Here is a 19,771-nt window from a genome sequence, read left to right on the forward strand (position 1 = left end):
TCCATTGCAGTCTCTATTTTCATAGCTGATTTCCTTTCTATAAGAAATATTTTGTAAAGCTGTATGTGTAGCGGGGAGGTTATTCAGCTCCAGATTCTTACTACACAGCACATTATCTTTCTATTTTTCGTTTTGCTTTATAAAGTCTTCAGTAAATTCCTTGATAATTTCATCTCCGCCAGATTCCTCCCAATCTTCGATTATTTTTTCGAATCCCTTTTCGTCAATTTGGCCAAGAATAAATTTATATGTTGCATCTGTAATCATTTGATTCAGCCTCTCACCAATTTCAATATAAGTAGGTGATTCTAGTGGGATGCTCATATCCTGAATAAGATAATTATCATTATCTCGAATTAATTCTTCTGCTTTTACTCTTGCATCATAAGTTGCTACTCCTTCGTATCTTCCGTTCGTCGCTGGCTCTCCAATTTCCATCGATTGATAGGGCTTTACTTCACGATCAATTAATTTAGCATCTGAATCTTGTAATGCAGCCCCATCCTGCATAGTATAATGTTCGCCTTCAATTCCCCAAAAGAGCAAATTTGCTATTTCCTTAGATGCTAACTGATCAAAAAAATGTAAAATATGCTTTAATTCTTCTTCTGTTTTCACTGCAGATTTAGAGAATAGTAGAACAGATCCATAACCAGGCAATGACCAAATTCGATATTTTCCATCTTTACCTTTAATTTGATTTTGCACGTCAAACTTTACATCTGGATTTATATTTATTGCATCATTATTCATAGCAAATACGTCTCCCATGGAACCAACATACATCCCAGCATCTCCATTTTTGAAGAATGCTTGCTGATCATCCTTACTTGTCACAGGGAAATCTTGATTGATATAGCCTCTATCACGTAATTCTTTAAAAAATTTCATTGTATCAATATACTCTGAAAACATAAATTCAGGAATTACTTTACCATCTTTCTCTCCCCAGTTGTTTGGCGTACCATGCCAAGAAGCTACTGTTTTAAATGCCCCATAAATTAAATCATTTCTGTCCGTAATTCCAAACGTGTCATTCTTCCCATTGCCATCTGGATCCTCTTCTGTAAAAGCTCTTGCCATTTCATAAAATTCATCAATATTTGTCGGAGCTGACAAACCCAAATGATCTGCCCAGTCTTTGCGAAAAATTAAACCAGATCGCGCAGCTGGTCTACCTTGATATAGCGCATAGATTTTCCCATCAACAGAAGTATTTTTAAATGATTGTTCATTTAAATTTTTTAAGTTTGGAAATTCATCGAGAAACGGACCTATTTCCCAGAACTGATCATCTCGGATTGCTTCTTTAAACTGAAGAAAAGTTGTTGTGTTCCCTAAAAAAGTTGCTTCAGGTAATGTACCAGTAGCAAATGCTGAATTAAGTTTTTCGTTATAATTACCATCTGGCACCCATTGGATATTAATATCTGTTTCCGTCTTTTCTTCGATGAGTTTTTCAATTTTATCGGAGGGAACTTCTGGTGTATGTAGCGTTGTCATAATTGTAAACTCTTTTGCACTACTTTTTTTCTCCGAACTGCTAACACCTGAAGAACAGGATGCTAAGGTACTTACTCCCATTAAAGTCGCTAAACTAGCACAAAGTATTCTCTTTCTAGTTTTAAACAAAGCTGTCATCTCCTATATCTTATTTAACCTTTTTGTTGACTCCAACATATCCTATATTCGGTTATTTCGTAAATAATCACTTTGCCATATTAGCTCGAAACCCATTTATTGTAGGGATTAACGATGATTTATCTAAGAAAATGATTACATCATTTTAATAACAGAAGCAAACCTCATTAATAGGTTCGCTTCTGTTATCCTTTTTCCTGTTTAAGTTTAGTACGCTGTTCACAAGGTAGTTAAAAGTATACACAGCTTTAACTCACTATTTTTTCACATATGGGTTAACGCTATAATTAATAAATATGATAATTCACTTTCCCTAAATTCAATTGCTTTTGGTAACACATTCATAAGGAATAATCCTAATAGATTACTTCGTTTCACTATAAGATTCGTTAAATTCCCTAATGATGTCGTCCCCACCAGATTTTTTCCACTCGTTAATAACCTTTTCAAAACCAGATTTATCAATTTGGCCAAGGATATATTGATATGTTGCATCAGTTATCGATTGGTTAAGTCTTTCTCCTCTCTCAATGTTAGTAGGTGAATCGAGTGGGACCGTTGGATCATGAATTAAATAGTTTTCATTATCTAGTATTAATTCTTCCGCTTTTTCTTTGACATCGTAGGAAGACAGTCCTTCATATCTGCCATTAGTTGCTGGTTCACCAATTTCTATTGATTGATATGGCTTTACTTCGCGGTCCGTTAATTCTGCATTTTCACTAGCTAAGGCCTTGCCATCCTCGACAGTATAATGTTCCCCTTCAATACCCCAAAAGGCTAAGTTCGATATTTCCGGTGACATCAATTGATCGAAGACCCCAAGGATTCCTTTTAATTGTTCTTCATCCTTTACTGCAGATTTTGGAAACATGACCACTGTTCCATACCCAGGTAATGACCAAATTCCATATTTACCATCTGGACCCTTAATTTGATTCTGGACATCATAAACAACATCTGGATTAATTTTTTCTGCATCACGGTAAATACTTAGGACATCTGGCATGGATCCAACATACATCCCAGCTGTACCGTTTTTAAAGAAGGATTGTTGATCTTCCTTGCTTGTAACAGGGAAATCTTGGTTGATATAACCCTCATCACGTAAATCTTTAAAGAAATCCATTGTATTCACATACTCCTCAAACATAAATTCTGGCAATAACTGACCATCCTTTTCTCCCCAACCGTTTGGTGCCCCATGCCATGATGAAACAGTTTTAAATGCACCATAAATTAAATCACTACGATCTGTAATCCCAAAAGTATCTTTTTTGCCATTTCCATCCGGATCATCTTCTGTGAACGCTCTTGCCATTTCATAAAATTCTTCAATATTAGTAGGCTCTGAGATTCCTAGCTTTTCCGCCCAGTCCTTACGGTAAATCAACCCCTGTCTAGACAATGGTCTCCCTTGATAAAGGGTATATATTTTTCCATCAACAGCTGTATTTTTTAATACCGTTTCATTTAAATTTTTCAAATTTGGAAACTCATCTAAATAAGGCCCTACTTCCCAGAATTGGCCATCACGGATTGCTTCTTTAAATTGAAGAAAGGTTGTGGTGTTTTTCATAAATACTGCTTCCGGAAAAGTGCTTGTGGCAAAAGCAGTGCTGAGCTTCTCTTCATAATTTCCATCTGGAGTCCATTGAAATGTAATATCAGCGCCGGTTTTTTCTTCCAAAAGCTTTTCAATTTTATCCGACGGAACTTCAGGTGTGTGTAAATTAGCCATAATAGTAAACTTAACTGGTTCATTAGAGTTCTCCTCCGCTTTCTTCTCACTGTCAGCTGAACCATTTGAAGCGCTTTCATTTGAGCAAGCAGTTAAAACACCAATTCCAAGTATAAGAGCAAGTCCCATACCAAACACTTTCTTCTTTGATTTACACAATTTCCCGACCCCCTATTTTTTATTATTGCCACTTAAAAGTAGTACTTATATGCTGTTCCGTAAATAATCATTTCCTTAGCTTTAGTCAAAAAAAACAGTTAGAAAGCGCCTTATCACCTTCCATCTAATGAAATGATTATGTCCATACTAACTCTGCTAATTAGTTAATAATCTATCTCTTCAAAATTTATTTCGTAGGGTGAAATGTGCTCAAGTGAACATGGTCACCCCTTGCCAAATCCTTATATCAAATGTAAGGATGCAAAATAAGCATCGTTAGCATGGACAATTTTCCCCCTTAGGGTTGCCCTCATGCATACCACGCTCCTACTTCACATCGGCTAAAAGATTTAAACCATTTCTCTCAGTCTCCGTATATAATACTATTACTTTCATACTCTTCCCAAATGTATAAATACAAAGTCTATGCTACGAAACTTTTTATCTTTTACTTTAAAAAACTCGTACAAGCGATCTCTGATAATCATCCCTAATTGGTCGGGGTCATATTTAGGGTTTCATGTCATTTCTTAACAATTCATTTTGCTTTTATTATAATATGATTACGTAATTAGTTTATTGGTTTGGAGAAGCTGCTCTATCCAATGTATATATAAAAATACTACAGCCGAACGTTTTATTCAAGTATGTTTACATTCAAAAACCTCCCAATATTAAGGAGGTTTTTGATATAAATTTTCAAATTTGTTGATTCAATACTAATACTTTTTTATATTCTATTGATTAGGTATTTAGTATCCTAAAAGGTCTTATTTAAACTTAATAAGGTTTTCGATAAGAGTCGACTATTTAATAGAATTATATAGTCGATCATTAGTAGCTTTTATTGGCACGCATTCGTTTAGGGCAACCATATTTTATCACCTTAAGATGCCTTTTCATCTTCCCATTACATAGGATACTTCATTTTATTTTTGCGTAATTTACTTATCGCAATTTTCCCGAAAGTCGTTACAATCAAATAAGCAGAAAGTCCGATTCCACCCACCGCTGTAATTAGAGACACCCATTCTAGAAATGTATATGTAAATATTTTATTCAAAGTAAAAGGGGATTCCCAGTCTTCAACGACAAGATTCATACCATAAATTCCAGATACCACTGTGAAAACAGTTAGAAAGAAAAGGAGCATGTTCATTCTATTTGACGCTTCATTTTCCTGACTTTTATATAGTTCGTGCAGGGTATTATTCACATCATCGAATAGATTGTCGATATTGAATGAATCCCTGAACATCTTCGTAAGTTCTTTACCTTCTGACCGTGTACTTACTTCCTGGAAAAAATACCAAGATGAAAATAGAGTAATCAACTTGATAAGTGATTTTACATACTCATCATCTTTTTCCCAATTGATTTCACTGTATTCATAAGCAAATCGCAATAACATCATTTTGTAAAAATAATGAAGTAGAAAGTTATAATAATGAGTTCCCATGAATTGGCTAACTTCTCTTGACATATCTTCTGGAGAGATATTTGTTGCTGTTATAAAGGCATGTTCGGTTACTACAGTATAGGTATTGGGTGCCCATCGATCATGCAAAGTTCCATTTAAGTAACGCCGAATATAATCCGGATTGTTCGCTGAAATAAATTTTTCTCCATCTGGTGAAATCCCATCTAGCGTCCCCATACGATACAATTGATCCTCAGTAAATGGGGACCCTTCTTTGCTAAATAGAAATGCAGAGGCATACATCCTTTCGTCTTCAAAATAAGGAAGTGAACCAAAATATCCATTCAGTTTATCGTCATGTAAAATAAACTTTCTTAAAAAAGGGGATAGTCGTTCAAATAGAAGTTCACTAACAGTTAAGCGACTCCCACTTTCAGGACAAACGATTATTGCCCCTTGTTCCTCCTTCAATTTTGATTCGACTACTCTGAAATGATGCATGAAATCTAAAATATTTGACAATTCATTTTCCTGACTTTCCAATTGAACCCTGATGGTCATAAAAGCAATACCGAATGGAGCTAAAATAACATCTATGCTCTGAATACGGAACGACATGCTCTTATCTCTTAGTTTTAAATTAAAGGACTTCAAGATTGGCTTTGTATATCTATGAAATCCATTCTCTTTCAATGTGGATGGGAAAAGTTTCCCTTCAATATATGGAAGAAAATATTGTTCTAATTCTTTTCCCTCTACAGTAATTTTTTCACCGTAAATATCCATATTTCGTGAAGAATCATCAATTTGGAAAAAGCTATAACTATTTTTATTTAATATTTCTACCAGTTCATTTTTTTTACTAATGTCATACCCTAAAGGTAGAATAAAGGACATATGCGAACGATAAATATCCAAATTATTAACTAAATTAGTTTTTCGCATTAGTAGCCACCCTTGAAAGTCACATTTTGGTTGTACTTAATGACGATTTTTCATCTTTGGAAAAACCCTCTCTATCTTAATACAATTAACAACTTATTTCCCTTGTACAGATATTGTTAAACATACCAACTAAACCCGATATATCATTTATATATAGAAAATATTGTAATAGCATTAAAATCGAAGTGATTATTAATCATGTTTATATGCTGTTAAAATCTAAACAGTAAGCTTTCGCCCAACATTTTTAGCATGCATAGTTACTGCTCTTAAAGTTTTTTAAAAAAAACAAAGAAAAAAGCTTGCAAAAGTAACTGCAAGCCTTTAATCATTTATTTTTATTCATCATTTTCGTAATTGCATTCATATCTAATTGACTTCCATCCTTAGTGATGGATTTAACCATTTTATCTTCCATTTCTTTAGAGACTGGTTTATTAGCAATTTGCGCTACTTTCCTAATAATTCCACGCACTGTTTTTTCATCTTTGAAGTTTGCATTTTGTAATGAATTTGCCAGTGCAAAAACATCATTCATATTCACACCTGACTTTTTCTCGATATTTTTAAAAAATTGATTATCCATTCTCGCCGTCCCTCCTTTTAATCTTTATATATTATGAAGAGGAAACTGAATGGTGAATAAGAAAGTCCAATGAGAATGATCATTCCCTCGGAAAAGGCAAATGTATTATAATTTATATAAAAATTGAATATCTTTTGATAAGAATTTACATTGCTTTTCCTTCTCATCATCAATCAAATTAAAACAACCTCAGTTCTTTAAATACAAAACCAAGGATGTTTTTCTCATTTATTCTTTATAATTCTAAAAGCTCTACATGTTTCCCTATATGCTTAACAAGCGCTGCTCGGTACTCCTCTTCTTGCTTATCGAGTGTATAGAAGAACTCTTCCTTAAATATATTTTTATCACTCTCGTCTTTGGCTGTTAATAAGAGACCGTATGTGACGTGAAATAACTGACGTGCTGCATCGTCATCCATATAGCTTTCTAGTTCACTATCGGGCACATTTTCAAGTGGAGCAATACCCGCTAAATCTGGTGTCACATGATAATATGCTAGAGCCTCTTCAAAGTGCTCTAAAGCAAAAACATGCATCCGTCTATATAGATTTGGGTTCATTTGAGCGATTACGCGGATTGCTTCAAGCCAGTTTGTACCAGCAGTTTTCACATGTAAAATACCTTTTGTATATTTTGCAATGATCGGGAAAACTTTAAACTTATCACTTCCCGAATGGATACTTAATTTATATCCAAAATGCTCAGCAATCAATGCATGTTCGCTTAGTTCATATTCAAATTGTTCAATATCGCCAATATAATCAATCCCTTTTTGGAACTCCCCACAGAATCTAGGCGCTAAGCTCGTTACCTCCACACCTTTTAATCTTAATTCATTGGCAACAAAAAAATGTGCAGTTGGAGAAGTGATTGTTTCCGTTTCATCTATCGAAATTTCAAAGTCTATTTCCCGCTTTTCCGTAATAATATATTCGTTATATACATGTACCATGTAATTAAGTGCTTCATTATATTGGAGTACATTTTCCATTAATAATTTTTCATCAAATGAGATATACAGACCATCCACATCAAATGTTTTGTTTAAATATTGTTCATTATAATGATCTTTTATTGCTCGTGGCAACTTCTCATAGTCTACACTTAATTGTTCTGCTGATTTTTTTTCAATTCCCTTAGGTATCTGATCGGAGCAGTCCAATGTTAACATCGAAATACCTAATGATAATGCATATTGAATGTCTTTTTCTTCTTTTATATGATCACCGTCTGCGCCAAATCCGTCCTTATACCCTTCTTGGAAAACAGCAAAACAAGCTGCGTCTAACATATCATTCATCGTTCTATTTGTAAGCGTTAATTCACGGATGCTTTGTTGGGCTAAAATTGGTTTGACGCTTTTTCCTTTTACCGTCTCTATATGTCCCGGTGAAGCTAAACCTAAACGATCTCCTAGGCCCATTGTAGCTATTTTAGTACCGAAAGCTCGAGGTACAGTGTAATCGAAATAACGATTCAATACTAGACGGTTGGCATGTGATAATGAACAAAACTTCCCTTTACCTTCAATATCTGTTCCTTCTAAATCATCAAAAAGCTGACCGTTTCCAACGGCTAGTATTCCTTTCTTTGCTTTGTCTTTTATCATTATTAAATGTACATTATCATGATAGATATAAGATTTTTTGTATACTTTCATATTAGTAATATCAAAATCTATTTTACTTTGTTCGAGTAACTCAATAGCCGCTAGTAAATGCTTCATTTTTACATTCCACCTCAACTTTTTATTTTTCAACTATATGAATCTGTCAATTAGAGTTGCTCAATTTTTGTAGCTTATACTATATTAAGTACACACCGTTACTGTAAGCGCTTAATATTGTATTCCACCCTTTTCATTATAAAAGTACATAAGCAATAATAGATCCAATGCCACCGAAAATGAAAGAGTAAGGCAAATTATTTAATGTGATTCGATACGGGCTTTGCTCCGTATTTATAGCTGTCAACGTTACAACTAAACCATATGTGCCTACCGTTAATGTAGCCACAGAACTGGTTATTAACACAATGGCGAGGCTAAGTGGATTAAGCACATCTAATAATGTTGTAATTAAGCCTCCTAAGATACCGATTGTTGCAATTGGATGAATACCAAACATACTCATACAAATAAAGCTTAATTGGATAACAAAAAAAATAATTAACGGATATTCGGAAACATATAAAATTGGTTTCTGAATCAGTTCTAAAAATGTTGCATTGCTTAAACTATTGGAAAAAAACGACAGTGATATAAATAATACAATAAAATTCTGCATAGTATTTGTTTTCATTCTCCATGTATTCCAACCGATGGTCCAATAACTATGTACTCTCTTCATTATTAGTGACCAAGCGAAGGTAAATGGAAAAATAAGAAGTGTAACAGTTAATATGAAATCAATCGCAAACAAATTACCACATAAAATAACCAAGGTAAGAAATATCACCAGTGCGATGGATAATTGAGTAATTTTACTTGTCAATGCTTTTATGTTTACTTTGTCCGAGTGGTGGATTTTAGGTTTATTATATGTATATTTCTTAAAATGAAAATAGCCCCACAATGTATCAAGTATAAATGTTATAGCTCCTATCAAAAGTAACCAAGGTAAAATGGATACATAAGTAACTCCAGTTGCAAAAATGGATACTGCTAGCAATATTTCTAAAGGACTCCATAATAAAGCTAAAGAAAAACCTCTAAGTGTTGATATACTAATGAATGAATCTCGCAGTTTTTTATTAACATGTGACAGATTTTCTTTTAATACTTCTTGGGAAATAGATGCAGCTGATAAATTTAAAAATGTTGCTAATGTAAAGGTTGTTACCGAGCTCCTTATATATAACTTACCAAGATCAGATACATTCACTTTCATCAAAACATTCAAGCTTCGATCGAATCGGCCACTTCTAACAACACTACTCATCCATGGTAGCATCGCTAAGAGAGTAAGTAGTGACATATTCGATGTTAATAAACTAGGTAGATGAATGATGGATTGTCCACTTGTATAAAATAGGAAACTTCCTATCAAAATAAATGAACTGCTTAGTATGATAAATAACTTAGATGCCTGAATAATAGATATTACCAGCATCAAAATTGCCAGCAGGCCCAAAAGATAATTTAAACGCGTACTCTCAATAAAAACATTAACAATATGAATCGTAAAAACAAAAAAATAAAAGATATATAACTGTCGAAACACTGGGTGGTGTTTCATTTCTTCCTCCCTCTAATTATTTCTCACTCATAAAGATTATATTATTTGTATTCAAACATTCGATCACCGCTTTAATTTCCAGGTGGTTTTGAGCTTATTGGGATGTAATTTAGAAAATGAGCCATATCTTATTATTATGATACAAATTACCTCTTGCTAGCCATCCACCATCAATTGCAAGGACATGACCATTCATATAATCAGATGCCTTACTGGATAAAAAGACAACGGCACCCATCAAATCTGTAAGAGTAGCCCAATGGCCTGCTGGAATGCGTGATATAATGTCAGCATTCCATTTTACATCTGCACGAATTGGTGCTGTATTTTTCGTCTCCACATACCCGGGTGCAATTGCGTTAATTTGAACCACATATTCCGAAATTCATTCGCAAAAGCTTTTGTAATTCCTGCTACTTCATGTTTACTTGCTGTATATGGAGGTATAAATTTTCCTCCCTGGAAAGACAACATAGAGGCAACGTTAATAATTTTCCCACTTTTTTGCTCAGCCATCACCTTAGCAACTTCTTGACTTAGAAAATAAACAGCATTTAGATTGATATCTATGACTGCATCCCAATCTGCATCTCGATATTCAAGCAACGGAGCACGCCAAATAGCACCAGCAATATTAACTAAAATATCTATTTTTCCATATGCATTTTTACAGTTCAAAACGATTTCTTTAATCATTTCTCTATTTTCTAAGCCACTTTGAAATCATTCTACTCGGCGCCCTTCTTTTGCAATTAATTCTTTTGTTTCACGCCAATTATCACCATGTGTAACAAAAAAAAGATCAGCACCAGCCTTCGCAAGTGCTATAGAGTAGGCTTGTCCTAATCCTGTATTACCACCAGTAACAATAGCAACCTTTCCATCTAACGAGAAATAATCTAGTGAAAGATCAGTTAATATTGCTCCCAAATATGCCTCCTGTAATTCTACTCATTTTTAAAACTACTATCTTAAATCTTCCATTCTCACATGATCCATATCATCATCCACACATTCCCCAAATAAATGTATAGTTACTTGTAGCTGTACCGGTATGAATAGACCAGCTTGGCGAAATAACCGCTTGCTCATTTTTCAGCACTAGATGTCTTGTTTTATCTGGCTCCCCCATAAAATGGAATGCACGTGTGTCTTCCTCCATATCAAAGTATAAATAAACTTCACTACGGCGTTTATGCTCATGAGCCGGCATTGTATTCCAAACGCTTCCAAGGTTCAATATGGTTAATCCCATTTGAAGTTGACAGCTCTCACAAACATTCGGATGAATATAATGATGGATTTTTCTTTCGTTTAGCGTCCCTTGCTCTCCTTAAAATCAAGTTTAACCGTTGGATATGTGTGATGAGCTGGAGATGAATTAAAATAAAATTCAGCTGGATTATTTGGATCTTTTGAACGGAATAATACCTCCTTCGTCCCTCGACCAACATATAGAACATCTTGAAGCTGCATGTTGTACTCTTTTTCATCAAACAAGTATGATAGATTCCAGCTGCACCTATATTAATAACACCTAATTCACGGCGTTCAAGAAAGGATTCATTCACTACGATAATACTGTAGATTTCCCTAGTCACTAAGTCTTTCTATCACTCCCTTTGCCTATTGACACCCTTAATAAAGCGCTATCATTATTTTCTGTGCTATCTATGGAGATTTATTTTTTGGAATGAATTATCCATTAACTTCAGTTCCACGGAATTTCTTCATAGATACACTCTTGCTAAGCTCACTATTATGATTAGCCTACTAATCCTTCTTCCTTTAAATCTACTCTACCAATGTAATACCCCGCAGTTTGTCATTTTGACAATTTCAAGTTCTCCCCCGTAAGAATTTCCTATTTGGAAATTGCGTTTATTAAATGGAAACTAATACCATTATTATATATAATAGTATAAGAGATTACAATAGTAACTGCTTTAATTTATAGAATACTCTTAATTATTGCTTATTTAACTATAATATAAATAATTAGGGAGAGTAATAATGGAAAACAAGAGATTACCGAAAAAAGAAAACTTTGTTATGCGATCGATAATTGTGAACATCAAGATGAGATATTTTGCGTAGGGGCAAGCATTACATTAAATAGAAAAATTTTAGGAGCTTTCAGTGTGAGTGTGCCGGAATATAGAATTACCGACAGCTTTAGAAATAAAATTATTCAGTTGGTGAAACAATGTAAAGCTGATATTATATCTAATCTTTAATTGGTTTTGAACTCTTCCAACACTATATAATAGACTGTAGATTCCCAATTGAATTGGGCTTTGCATCAGCTTCCATTATGTTTTTGTAACCAAAATGGAAAGAGTAAAAGGATTCACTCTTTCCATTTTCTCTCAAAAAATTTAAATTAGCAAAAACTAGCACCAACAATTATTAATAATATAAACAAAACGACAATTAACACAAATGTGCTACCGCCGCCATAGCCTCCTTCGTTGCCACCGTATCCGCAACCTCCATAACCGCCACAGCCACCAAATCCATACATGTATACTCACCTCACTTCTTTCATGATATTCATAAAATATGTAAAGTGATGTAATTCTGTCTGGGCTATTGGTACCGTTAGGCAAATAAATTGTACCATTCATTATTTTTGGATAGATGAAAAATGGGCAACTTCCGGTCTTCCTCCTCAGTCGCTTTGCTCCTAGCGGGACAAACCCGCAGGAAGCACCGCCTTCTGCTCAAATCAATAAAGTGCACCCTTCTAATATCAAATTATTGGGTGCACTTTCGTGTAAACATTCGAATTTTCTTCTCGGTTTAAGCAATTATGAAATTAACATACATATATGTCATTTAACCTTTCGGCTTAAATAATAAAGCTCCAATAAATCCAAACACAATAGCTGCTGAAATTCCTGAGGAAGTAACTTCAAACATACCTGTCATTACACCAACAAGTCCATGTTTATCGGCTTCATTCATCGCCCCTTCCACTAAGGAATTTCCAAAACTTGTAATCGGCACGGTTGCTCCAGCACCGGCAAAATCGATTAATGGTTCATATAACCCAAATCCTGCCAATACTGCTCCTGCTGTTACCAAAATGCATAATGTGTGAGCAGGAGTTAATTTAGCTACATCAAACATTAGCTGACCGATCACACAAATAAGCCCACCAATAATAAACGCCCAAAAAAACATAGGGAGCATTGCCTCAACTCCTATTCTTTATATTCAATTGCTACCGCATGTGCGATACACGGGATCGTCTCTTTTTGTTGAAATGTTAGCGGCGATAATAAAGAGCCTGTCGCTACGATCAAAATTCGTTTATAAGTTCCAGCTTTCATTTGATTCAATAAATGTCCATATAGAACAGTAGCTGAACACCCTGGACCACTTCCACCTGCAAATACCTCTTGATCTTTCTTATAGAGCAGAAGGCCACAGTCCTGAAATTTCTCTTTCTCCACATTCAATCCTTTTGACTCTAGTAACTCAAGCGCTGTATTCCTCCCAATTTCAGCAAGATCACCAGTAATAATTAAGTCGTAATAATCCGGATCACGTTTCAAGTCAAAGAAATGTCGCTGTATCGTATCTACCGCCGCTGGTGCCATGGCCCCTCCCATATTAAAAGGGTCACTTAAACCCATATCCACTACTTTACCAATTGTTGCCGATGTAATTCTTGGGTAAGGTCCAGTTATACTCTTTCCAGTTCCCACCAGACCTACTCCCGCCCCCGTAACAGTCCACTGAGCAGTTGGGGGCTTTTGACCCCCATATTCTGTTGGATAGCGAAATTGTTTTTCTGCCGAGGCATTATGACTCGCTGCTCCCGTTAAAATATGGTTTGCAGATCCTTGATTAATAATCAATGCTGCCAATGCTAAACCTTGAGCGGACACTGCACATGCGCTAAATAGGCCAATATGCGGTATTTGATTCGTTCTAGCCGCAAAAGTTGTCGGGGTTATTTGATTAATCAAATCCCCTGCAAGAAAAAATTGAACTGCATCCTCAGTTAATGCTTTTTTTCTCAAAGCAATTTGTACTGCATCTTCCATTATTACCCTCTGAGCTTTTTCATACGAATCTTGTCCCATCCAAAGATCATCATGAAATTTATCAAAATCCATTGCAAGACGACTATTTTTTTCAAATGGGCCACCAACAACGCCCGTTGATAAAATTACTGGCTCATTTTCAAAGGTCCATGTTTGGCATCCTTGCAACATTAAAATCCACCCCATTGTAGGTAAATTGTTTTAATTAAAGCTACTACGAAAGCTGAAAAAACACCGAATAAGATAACGGATCCAGCCAGTTTAAACATATTTCCACCAACACCGATTACAAACCCTTCTGTTCGATGTTCTATCGCAGCTGATATGACGGAGTTTCCAAAGCCAGTAATTGGCACAGCACTTCCCGCTCCAGCGAATTGCCCCAGTCTATCATAAACACCAAATCCTGTTAATAGCATCGCAATAAACACCAAAGTAGCAACTGTCGGGTTACCAGCTGTCTGTTCTGTAAAGTCAAAATAATAAATGTAAAAATAACTGAGTGCCTGACCAATCAGACAAATGGTACCGCCAACAAAAAAAGCACGAATACAGTTTTTTAAGATTGGTCTTTTTAACTCGTGTTTTTTTTGCACTTTTTCATACTGAATTTGTTCAGGTGTTTTTGATTTATTTTTATTAGCCATGTTAATTCAGTTCCTTTTTTAATTTAATAATTTTTTTATAGCGTTTTTCCGCTTCTTTATTGGATAAATTATTATCGTCCAAATCTTCTTTCAGTCTAATTGCCTCCAAAAATATTTTATAATCACTTGACACAATGAATGAGTCTTTAGGATATTTTTCATTCAATGTATTTTTTAACTCTTTTTCAATTTTCCTCATTTTAAATCTGTGTAGGTGCTTAACTTTGTAAACAACAATTACTTCTTTTTCACCTTCAATTACCGCAGTGTCGTAAATTTCAGGGATATTATTTATTTCTTTTCTAACTTGATAGCCGATCGATTTATTCGCAGGTCGCTTGTTTAATTCAATCGGTGCTGGCTTTGTTATTTTTACAAGTGATAACTCACTCTGTTCATTATTTTTTTGATTCGTGCACCCAGTAGCAATAAATAGTAAACACATGGTGAACAATGCTATGACTATTTTGTTAATCATAAATACCTCCTACTCTCGTACTTAGCCTTTATCTTACTTTTCTCTAATACAGGGGAATTTATGAAAAATAAAATAAAAAAAGCAAACTCTACTGAGTTTGCTTTTGAAATAATTATAAATTTCATTTCTTTTTTAATGGTTTTCCGCAGCCACATCCTTTTTTCTTTGGTCTTTTTTTTCCTGCTGTTTTTGGATTTAGTGGAGGTTTATTCATCCTTTTCACTTCCTGTTTATTTGATTAATACTCTCCTGTCTTAGTTTATGTTATTTATCACAAAAGTGTTTTTACATCGCTTTATCATCAATCAATATATTTCGATTGAATAATCGTTTCAACAATGGCAGCAATCCCCGCAATTGCCAATATGATAATTACTGGTTCGGCAACTTTAGGCATGAAATCATAAAGAAACCAAATACCCATTGCTGCCCATATTCCTGTACACCAATAACAACTCAGTAATTCTCCAATAAACCCGCGTAATCCATGCTCTCTCGGGATAAGATATATCTCCTGTTCCCCTTGTTCTGAGGTTTCTTTATACTCCTTCATAAAGGGTGCTCTAACAAAAGACGTAATACGATCATAAACAACGAGTCTTGTTAAACGAAATACAGCTAAGCCGAATATAATGAAATCAATCCACTCTATTTTTATTATCCCTCACCTCACACCCGCCTATTTTCCATAAATGAGGCATCTGTCCGTAACTCATTTGCCCTCCCATTAATATGTTATTAGTGTAAATGTATGATAAAAAGATAAGGAGGAATAATTTATGGGTTATGAAGATATCGAAAATTTTGATCACAATAAAGAATCAAGTAGCCATAACCATGATAATAATTGCGGCTGTAATCTAAGCTGCGTTTGTAATGTAGTGCGTGCCATTAAAGATATCCAGGATGAAGCTGTCGAGGATGAATGTTTAACTTGCACAACAAATTGCTTTACGGAACCGCTGGGGGATCTTTCCAGTCCTTCTCGTGAACGGGCCGACACAAGGGTATTTACCCTTACTAATAAAGATGGAGAACTGTTTAAAGCTTTATTCAAAGGTCACCATGGAAAATGTGTTTCTGTATTTTTCCGTGTTGAAGATGTCTTTGACAATTGCTGTGCCACTTTACGTGTGCTTATCCCACTAAACAAAGATAAAGAAGTGGTTAAATTATTTGAGCATGGCAGACTTGACTATGATGCACTTTGTTCTGTACGTCGCTGGGCAGCAAGCAATAGCTGTATTACAGTAGATCTACATTGCTTCTGTGCTATTCAATGTATTGCCGATTGCGATTTGGATATTTGCGAATAGTCTATGCTTTATTATCGAGGAATAGGTGAAAATCCTATTCCTCATCATTCGATTGTAAAACGGCCACAACAAGATATGAAACGATTCATCCCCATATTCATCTAATAATCCGAATGGCTTTTACATCACTAACCATTATGTCTATAACTGCATCTGAAAAAGTTTTTATACTTGCTTGCTCATTATTTAAACTAATGACAATCCCTTGATATCTTTGATTATTAGTAACAAATTCACACGGGTATGGCGGTTGATTCTCTGGAAAACTAGATAAATAACGTAGTTTTTCTTCAATATCCATTTCTCTAAAAGATTTAACCTTTTTCATACCACCAACATTTTTTTTGTGCATTTGTTTTATTGGAAATTTAGGAGCCTCTAGTTGTTCATTTTTTTCTTTTTCAAGATTTTTTTCCTCTTGATGCGATTCTACATCGTCTGGTTTAATGTGCTGATTAGAGTTAGATTCATTTAGATTACTGTTCACTTTTTCTTTTTTTGTTGATTCATCCTCTTCTTCTTTCTCTTCTGTTTTGTACATGTCCTGCATATTCAAATCTGGTTTCACAAAATCTGGCTGGTGGATATATAATAAAGGTTCCCCTTTTTTCATTTCCTTTTTATCCTCCATGAAGGAGCACCCCCGTCATTTTGACTTTCATATTATTCATATGCACAATACCTTCACACTTTGACTGAATTCTTCTAGAAAATAAAAAAACTGTCACTAATAATGACAGTTTTCTTTATCTTCGATATATTAATTTCCAATGATATGATATCCAGAATCAACATGTATGTTTTCACCAGTAATCCCACGGGCAAGATCACTGAAAAGAAATAGGGCTGTATCCCCAACCTCTTCAGGTGTCGTTGTTCTGCGTAAAGGTGCTTTGTCTTCAATTTCTTTTAATACACTATTAAAGTCGCTAATCCCTTTAGCAGAAAGTGTTCTAATTGGTCCAGCTGAAATAGAATTCACGCGAATTCCTTCTTTACCAAGATCACTTGCCAAATACATGACACTGGCGTCTAGAGATGCCTTTGCAACACCCATAACATTATAATTAGTGATAACACGCTCGCCACCAAGATACGTCAGTGTAACAATACTACCACCTTCAGGCATGCTTTCTAATTTTTGTACTGCCTTTGCCACAGCTGTTAGTGAATACGAACTAATATTATGCGCAAGCAAAAAACCATCACGAGTGACATTAAGATAATCACCATCAAGCTCTTCCTTATTAGCAAATGCAATACAATGAGCAATCCCGTGAACAGAGCCTACTTCTTCTTTAATTAAAGAAAAACATTTCTCAATATCTTCATCAACTGTCACATCACAAGGTAGGACCAAAGACTTCTCCCCTTCTAAACTATCAGCTAGTTGACGTACGTTTTTCTCCAGACGCTCACCTGCATATGTAAATACAAGTTTTGCTCCGGCATTATGAAGAGAGCGAGCAATTCCCCACGCAATGCTTCGTTTATTCGCTACTCCCATTATGACAAATGTCTTTCCTTCTAAAGAAAGATTCATGACTTATCCCCCTATTTATTAACTGTTATTAGTACCTAGTCTTAATCATACACGAAAACTTTCTTAATTGTAAAGCGAAAAGCGGAAGCGCCCGTTTTGCGACGTACAAACTCCTCCAGGCAACACAAACATCCTATATATGAAACTGCATTTCCCGCATTAGCTCATCTACATACTCTTTCGTACCTGTAACAATTAATCGGTCATCCATTTGCAACTCTGTATCACCATGTGGAACAATAGAATCAGTGCCTCTAAAAATACGAACAAAGATCACATCACCTGTAAATGGGAATTCCCTAAGTGTCATATGATTGTATCTAGGATTTAACATTTCAATTTCATATAAAGCTGTTTCCTGATTTGTCATAATGTCGGCAATACTTGGGGATTCAATTAAAGCAGTCATCAACGATGTTGTTGACAAGATCATTGAAAATACTTCTATTCCCTGTTCTTTTAACGCTTCCCCAAGATCATGGCTTTCTGTTCTGGCAATAACACGATCAACGCCCCGTTCTTTTCCAGCAATCGCAAGCATTGTATTTAGTTCCTCATCACCTGTAGATAGGAATAGAATATCAGTATCAAATACTCCCGCTTTTTCTAATTCACTTTCTTGATAATCCTCGAGTTCAACAATATCAAAAGCTGAATCAACAATTTGAGAATCAGCCTTTTCTAATTTCTTATGATATAGGGTTGGGTCAAATAAAGCTGCATTTAGTTCTTTATATACGAGCATGGTCATTTGGTTTGCACCGATAAAAGCAACTTCTTGTTTTCTTTCTTGTGTATGTTCTTGCGGAAACCATTTTTTAAACAGAATTGGTGTAATAATACAGGAAATGATTGCAACAAGGATAAAGGTACCACTCATTTCTGGTGTGATAACTCCAATTCTTTCTGCAATTTTCGCCGCTGCAATGACAAGTGATAATGTAGATGTAAGCAGAAATGCTGATGCCATTACCGTTTTCATATCATACCAACGCCTTAGAAGCAGGATTGGAAATACTTTAGATATTAATAAAGCAATTAATAATAAAGGAATTAATAAGAGCAATTTCTTATCACTTAAAAGTGACCATAAATCTAGATCAACTCCAACCATGACGAAGAAAATTGGAATTAAGAAGCCATATCCGAATGAATCAAGCTGTTGGATCATCTCCTGTTTAGGCTTTAGCAGCGAAACGAGGGTCCCCGCCAAAAAAGCACCAAGGATATTCTCTGCTCCAACTGATTCCGATAAAACGACTAATACAATGATCAATGTAAAAATAGCTCTTGTACCAATTTGCACAGTTCCAGCTGATAATATCTCGAAAAAGGTGCCGCCTTTAAATCGTCTTGCCACAAAGTATAATAGTACACCTGCACCGAATAATATTAAAAGCAACCACATATTGCCTTCACCATCTCCAGAAACTGATACGAAAACAGCAAGTAAAATCATTGTTACTAAATCAGCTATAACAGCAATTAATAAAATGATTTGTCCTATCCCCGTCTTCATAATATTTGCTTCTTTTAATGTTGGTACAACTACCCCTAGAGAAATAGTGGAAATTATTAATGTCATAAGAAAAACATCATCAATTAAGCCTATTTTCACAAAACCAAATGAAAGAATAATAGATAAAACAAATATCGCAGCAAAAATTATCGTGGATATTGCCAGACGATGAGGCTCATTTTTCCCATTCGCCATGACTATCTTTTTCTTATTCCCTCTAAAGGCAGAAAAATCAATTTCTACACCACTTAAAAACATGAGGAAGATAAAGCCGAGTGTTGATAATGTGTTAAGCCACATACCGTCCTCAATTATATTTAAACCACTCTTTCCAATAATTAATCCCATAATTATTTCAGCAATGACAACTGGCATAAATGCGAGCCGAAAACGATGAAGTAAAAGTGGTGTAATAAATGCCACTAATAAAACGATAACCAGTGAGACTAATGATGATTCATATTCCATGGAGGATTTCACCT

At 35.0% G+C, this 19,771-nt stretch carries 18 protein-coding genes and 2 pseudogenes; 2 read left to right on the plus strand and 18 right to left on the minus strand.

Annotation, left to right across the window (positions count from 1 at the left end):
- Positions 1 to 120: 120 nt before the first annotated feature.
- The 9 genes and pseudogenes from BLE01S_RS09730 to kduI all read right to left on the minus strand — a co-directional run.
- Complete coding sequence (locus BLE01S_RS09730) at positions 121 to 1,584, minus strand: extracellular solute-binding protein (protein ID WP_231955950.1); 1,464 nt, start codon at positions 1,582 to 1,584, stop codon at positions 121 to 123.
- A gap of 421 nt (positions 1,585 to 2,005) precedes the next feature.
- Positions 2,006 to 3,511, minus strand: coding sequence for an extracellular solute-binding protein (locus tag BLE01S_RS09735; protein WP_066141088.1), 1,506 nt, complete (start codon positions 3,509 to 3,511; stop codon positions 2,006 to 2,008).
- Between the two features lie 940 nt (positions 3,512 to 4,451).
- Entirely contained in the window at positions 4,452 to 5,906 is a 1,455-nt protein-coding gene (locus tag BLE01S_RS09740) for a hypothetical protein (RefSeq protein WP_066140451.1), read from the minus strand.
- A gap of 328 nt (positions 5,907 to 6,234) precedes the next feature.
- A complete protein-coding gene (gene spoVIF, locus BLE01S_RS09745) occupies positions 6,235 to 6,492 on the minus strand; it encodes a sporulation-specific transcription regulator SpoVIF (protein WP_066140454.1) in 258 nt (85 codons plus the stop codon).
- Between the two features lie 235 nt (positions 6,493 to 6,727).
- Positions 6,728 to 8,221, minus strand: coding sequence for a tagaturonate epimerase family protein (locus BLE01S_RS09750; protein WP_066140457.1), 1,494 nt, complete (start codon positions 8,219 to 8,221; stop codon positions 6,728 to 6,730).
- Between the two features lie 136 nt (positions 8,222 to 8,357).
- Positions 8,358 to 9,731: a hypothetical protein gene (locus tag BLE01S_RS09755; RefSeq protein WP_066140460.1), complete on the minus strand. Its 1,374-nt coding sequence runs from the start codon at positions 9,729 to 9,731 to the stop codon at positions 8,358 to 8,360.
- Positions 9,732 to 9,840: 109 nt separating this feature from the next.
- A pseudogene (locus BLE01S_RS09760) lies at positions 9,841 to 10,427 on the minus strand (SDR family oxidoreductase).
- Between the two features lie 27 nt (positions 10,428 to 10,454).
- Positions 10,455 to 10,661, minus strand: coding sequence for a hypothetical protein (locus BLE01S_RS21390; protein WP_338034319.1), 207 nt, complete (start codon positions 10,659 to 10,661; stop codon positions 10,455 to 10,457).
- 36 nt (positions 10,662 to 10,697) lie between these two features.
- Positions 10,698 to 11,290: pseudogene (gene kduI / locus BLE01S_RS09765) on the minus strand (5-dehydro-4-deoxy-D-glucuronate isomerase); the annotation flags it as partial.
- A gap of 468 nt (positions 11,291 to 11,758) precedes the next feature.
- On the opposite strand from kduI, the gene BLE01S_RS21395 reads away from it, so the two are divergent.
- A complete protein-coding gene (locus BLE01S_RS21395; RefSeq protein WP_369691405.1) occupies positions 11,759 to 11,968 on the plus strand; it encodes an IclR family transcriptional regulator domain-containing protein in 210 nt (69 codons plus the stop codon).
- 146 nt (positions 11,969 to 12,114) lie between these two features.
- On the opposite strand, the gene BLE01S_RS20450 is transcribed toward BLE01S_RS21395, so the two are convergent.
- The 6 genes from BLE01S_RS20450 to BLE01S_RS09790 form a co-directional block, all read right to left on the minus strand.
- On the minus strand, positions 12,115 to 12,255 hold the full coding sequence (locus BLE01S_RS20450; protein WP_082788639.1) for a YjcZ family sporulation protein: 141 nt from the start codon (positions 12,253 to 12,255) through the stop codon (positions 12,115 to 12,117).
- 314 nt (positions 12,256 to 12,569) lie between these two features.
- On the minus strand, positions 12,570 to 12,926 hold the full coding sequence (spoVAE, locus tag BLE01S_RS09770) for a stage V sporulation protein AE (RefSeq protein WP_066140462.1): 357 nt from the start codon (positions 12,924 to 12,926) through the stop codon (positions 12,570 to 12,572).
- 11 nt (positions 12,927 to 12,937) lie between these two features.
- A complete protein-coding gene (gene spoVAD, locus BLE01S_RS09775) occupies positions 12,938 to 13,957 on the minus strand; it encodes a stage V sporulation protein AD (protein ID WP_066140463.1) in 1,020 nt (339 codons plus the stop codon).
- Entirely contained in the window at positions 13,957 to 14,433 is a 477-nt protein-coding gene (spoVAC, locus tag BLE01S_RS09780) for a stage V sporulation protein AC (protein ID WP_066140467.1), read from the minus strand. Before spoVAC ends, spoVAD begins: the two co-directional genes overlap by 1 nt.
- A 1-nt stretch (position 14,434) precedes the next feature.
- Entirely contained in the window at positions 14,435 to 14,911 is a 477-nt protein-coding gene (locus BLE01S_RS09785; protein WP_066140469.1) for a sporulation protein, read from the minus strand.
- A gap of 301 nt (positions 14,912 to 15,212) precedes the next feature.
- Positions 15,213 to 15,572 carry a DUF1360 domain-containing protein gene (locus tag BLE01S_RS09790; protein WP_338034369.1) on the minus strand — a complete coding sequence of 120 codons (360 nt, stop codon included), beginning with the start codon at positions 15,570 to 15,572 and terminating at the stop codon, positions 15,213 to 15,215.
- Between the two features lie 118 nt (positions 15,573 to 15,690).
- Here BLE01S_RS09790 and BLE01S_RS09795 point away from each other — a divergent pair, with 118 nt between their 5' ends.
- Positions 15,691 to 16,227, plus strand: a complete 537-nt coding sequence (locus BLE01S_RS09795; protein ID WP_066140473.1) for a CotY/CotZ family spore coat protein — start codon at positions 15,691 to 15,693, stop codon at positions 16,225 to 16,227.
- Positions 16,228 to 16,324: 97 nt separating this feature from the next.
- On the opposite strand, the gene BLE01S_RS09800 is transcribed toward BLE01S_RS09795, so the two are convergent.
- The 3 genes from BLE01S_RS09800 to BLE01S_RS09810 form a co-directional block, all read right to left on the minus strand.
- Positions 16,325 to 16,858: a CotO family spore coat protein gene (locus BLE01S_RS09800; RefSeq protein WP_066140476.1), complete on the minus strand. Its 534-nt coding sequence runs from the start codon at positions 16,856 to 16,858 to the stop codon at positions 16,325 to 16,327.
- Positions 16,859 to 16,987: 129 nt separating this feature from the next.
- Complete coding sequence (gene fabI / locus BLE01S_RS09805) at positions 16,988 to 17,770, minus strand: enoyl-ACP reductase FabI (protein ID WP_066140478.1); 783 nt, start codon at positions 17,768 to 17,770, stop codon at positions 16,988 to 16,990.
- 133 nt (positions 17,771 to 17,903) lie between these two features.
- A complete protein-coding gene (locus tag BLE01S_RS09810; protein WP_066140480.1) occupies positions 17,904 to 19,757 on the minus strand; it encodes a monovalent cation:proton antiporter family protein in 1,854 nt (617 codons plus the stop codon).
- Positions 19,758 to 19,771 lie beyond the last annotated feature (14 nt).

Origin of the sequence: Lederbergia lenta NBRC 16444, assembly GCF_001591545.1 — a bacterium.
GTDB classification, from domain to species: domain Bacteria; phylum Bacillota; class Bacilli; order Bacillales; family Bacillaceae_C; genus Lederbergia; species Lederbergia lenta.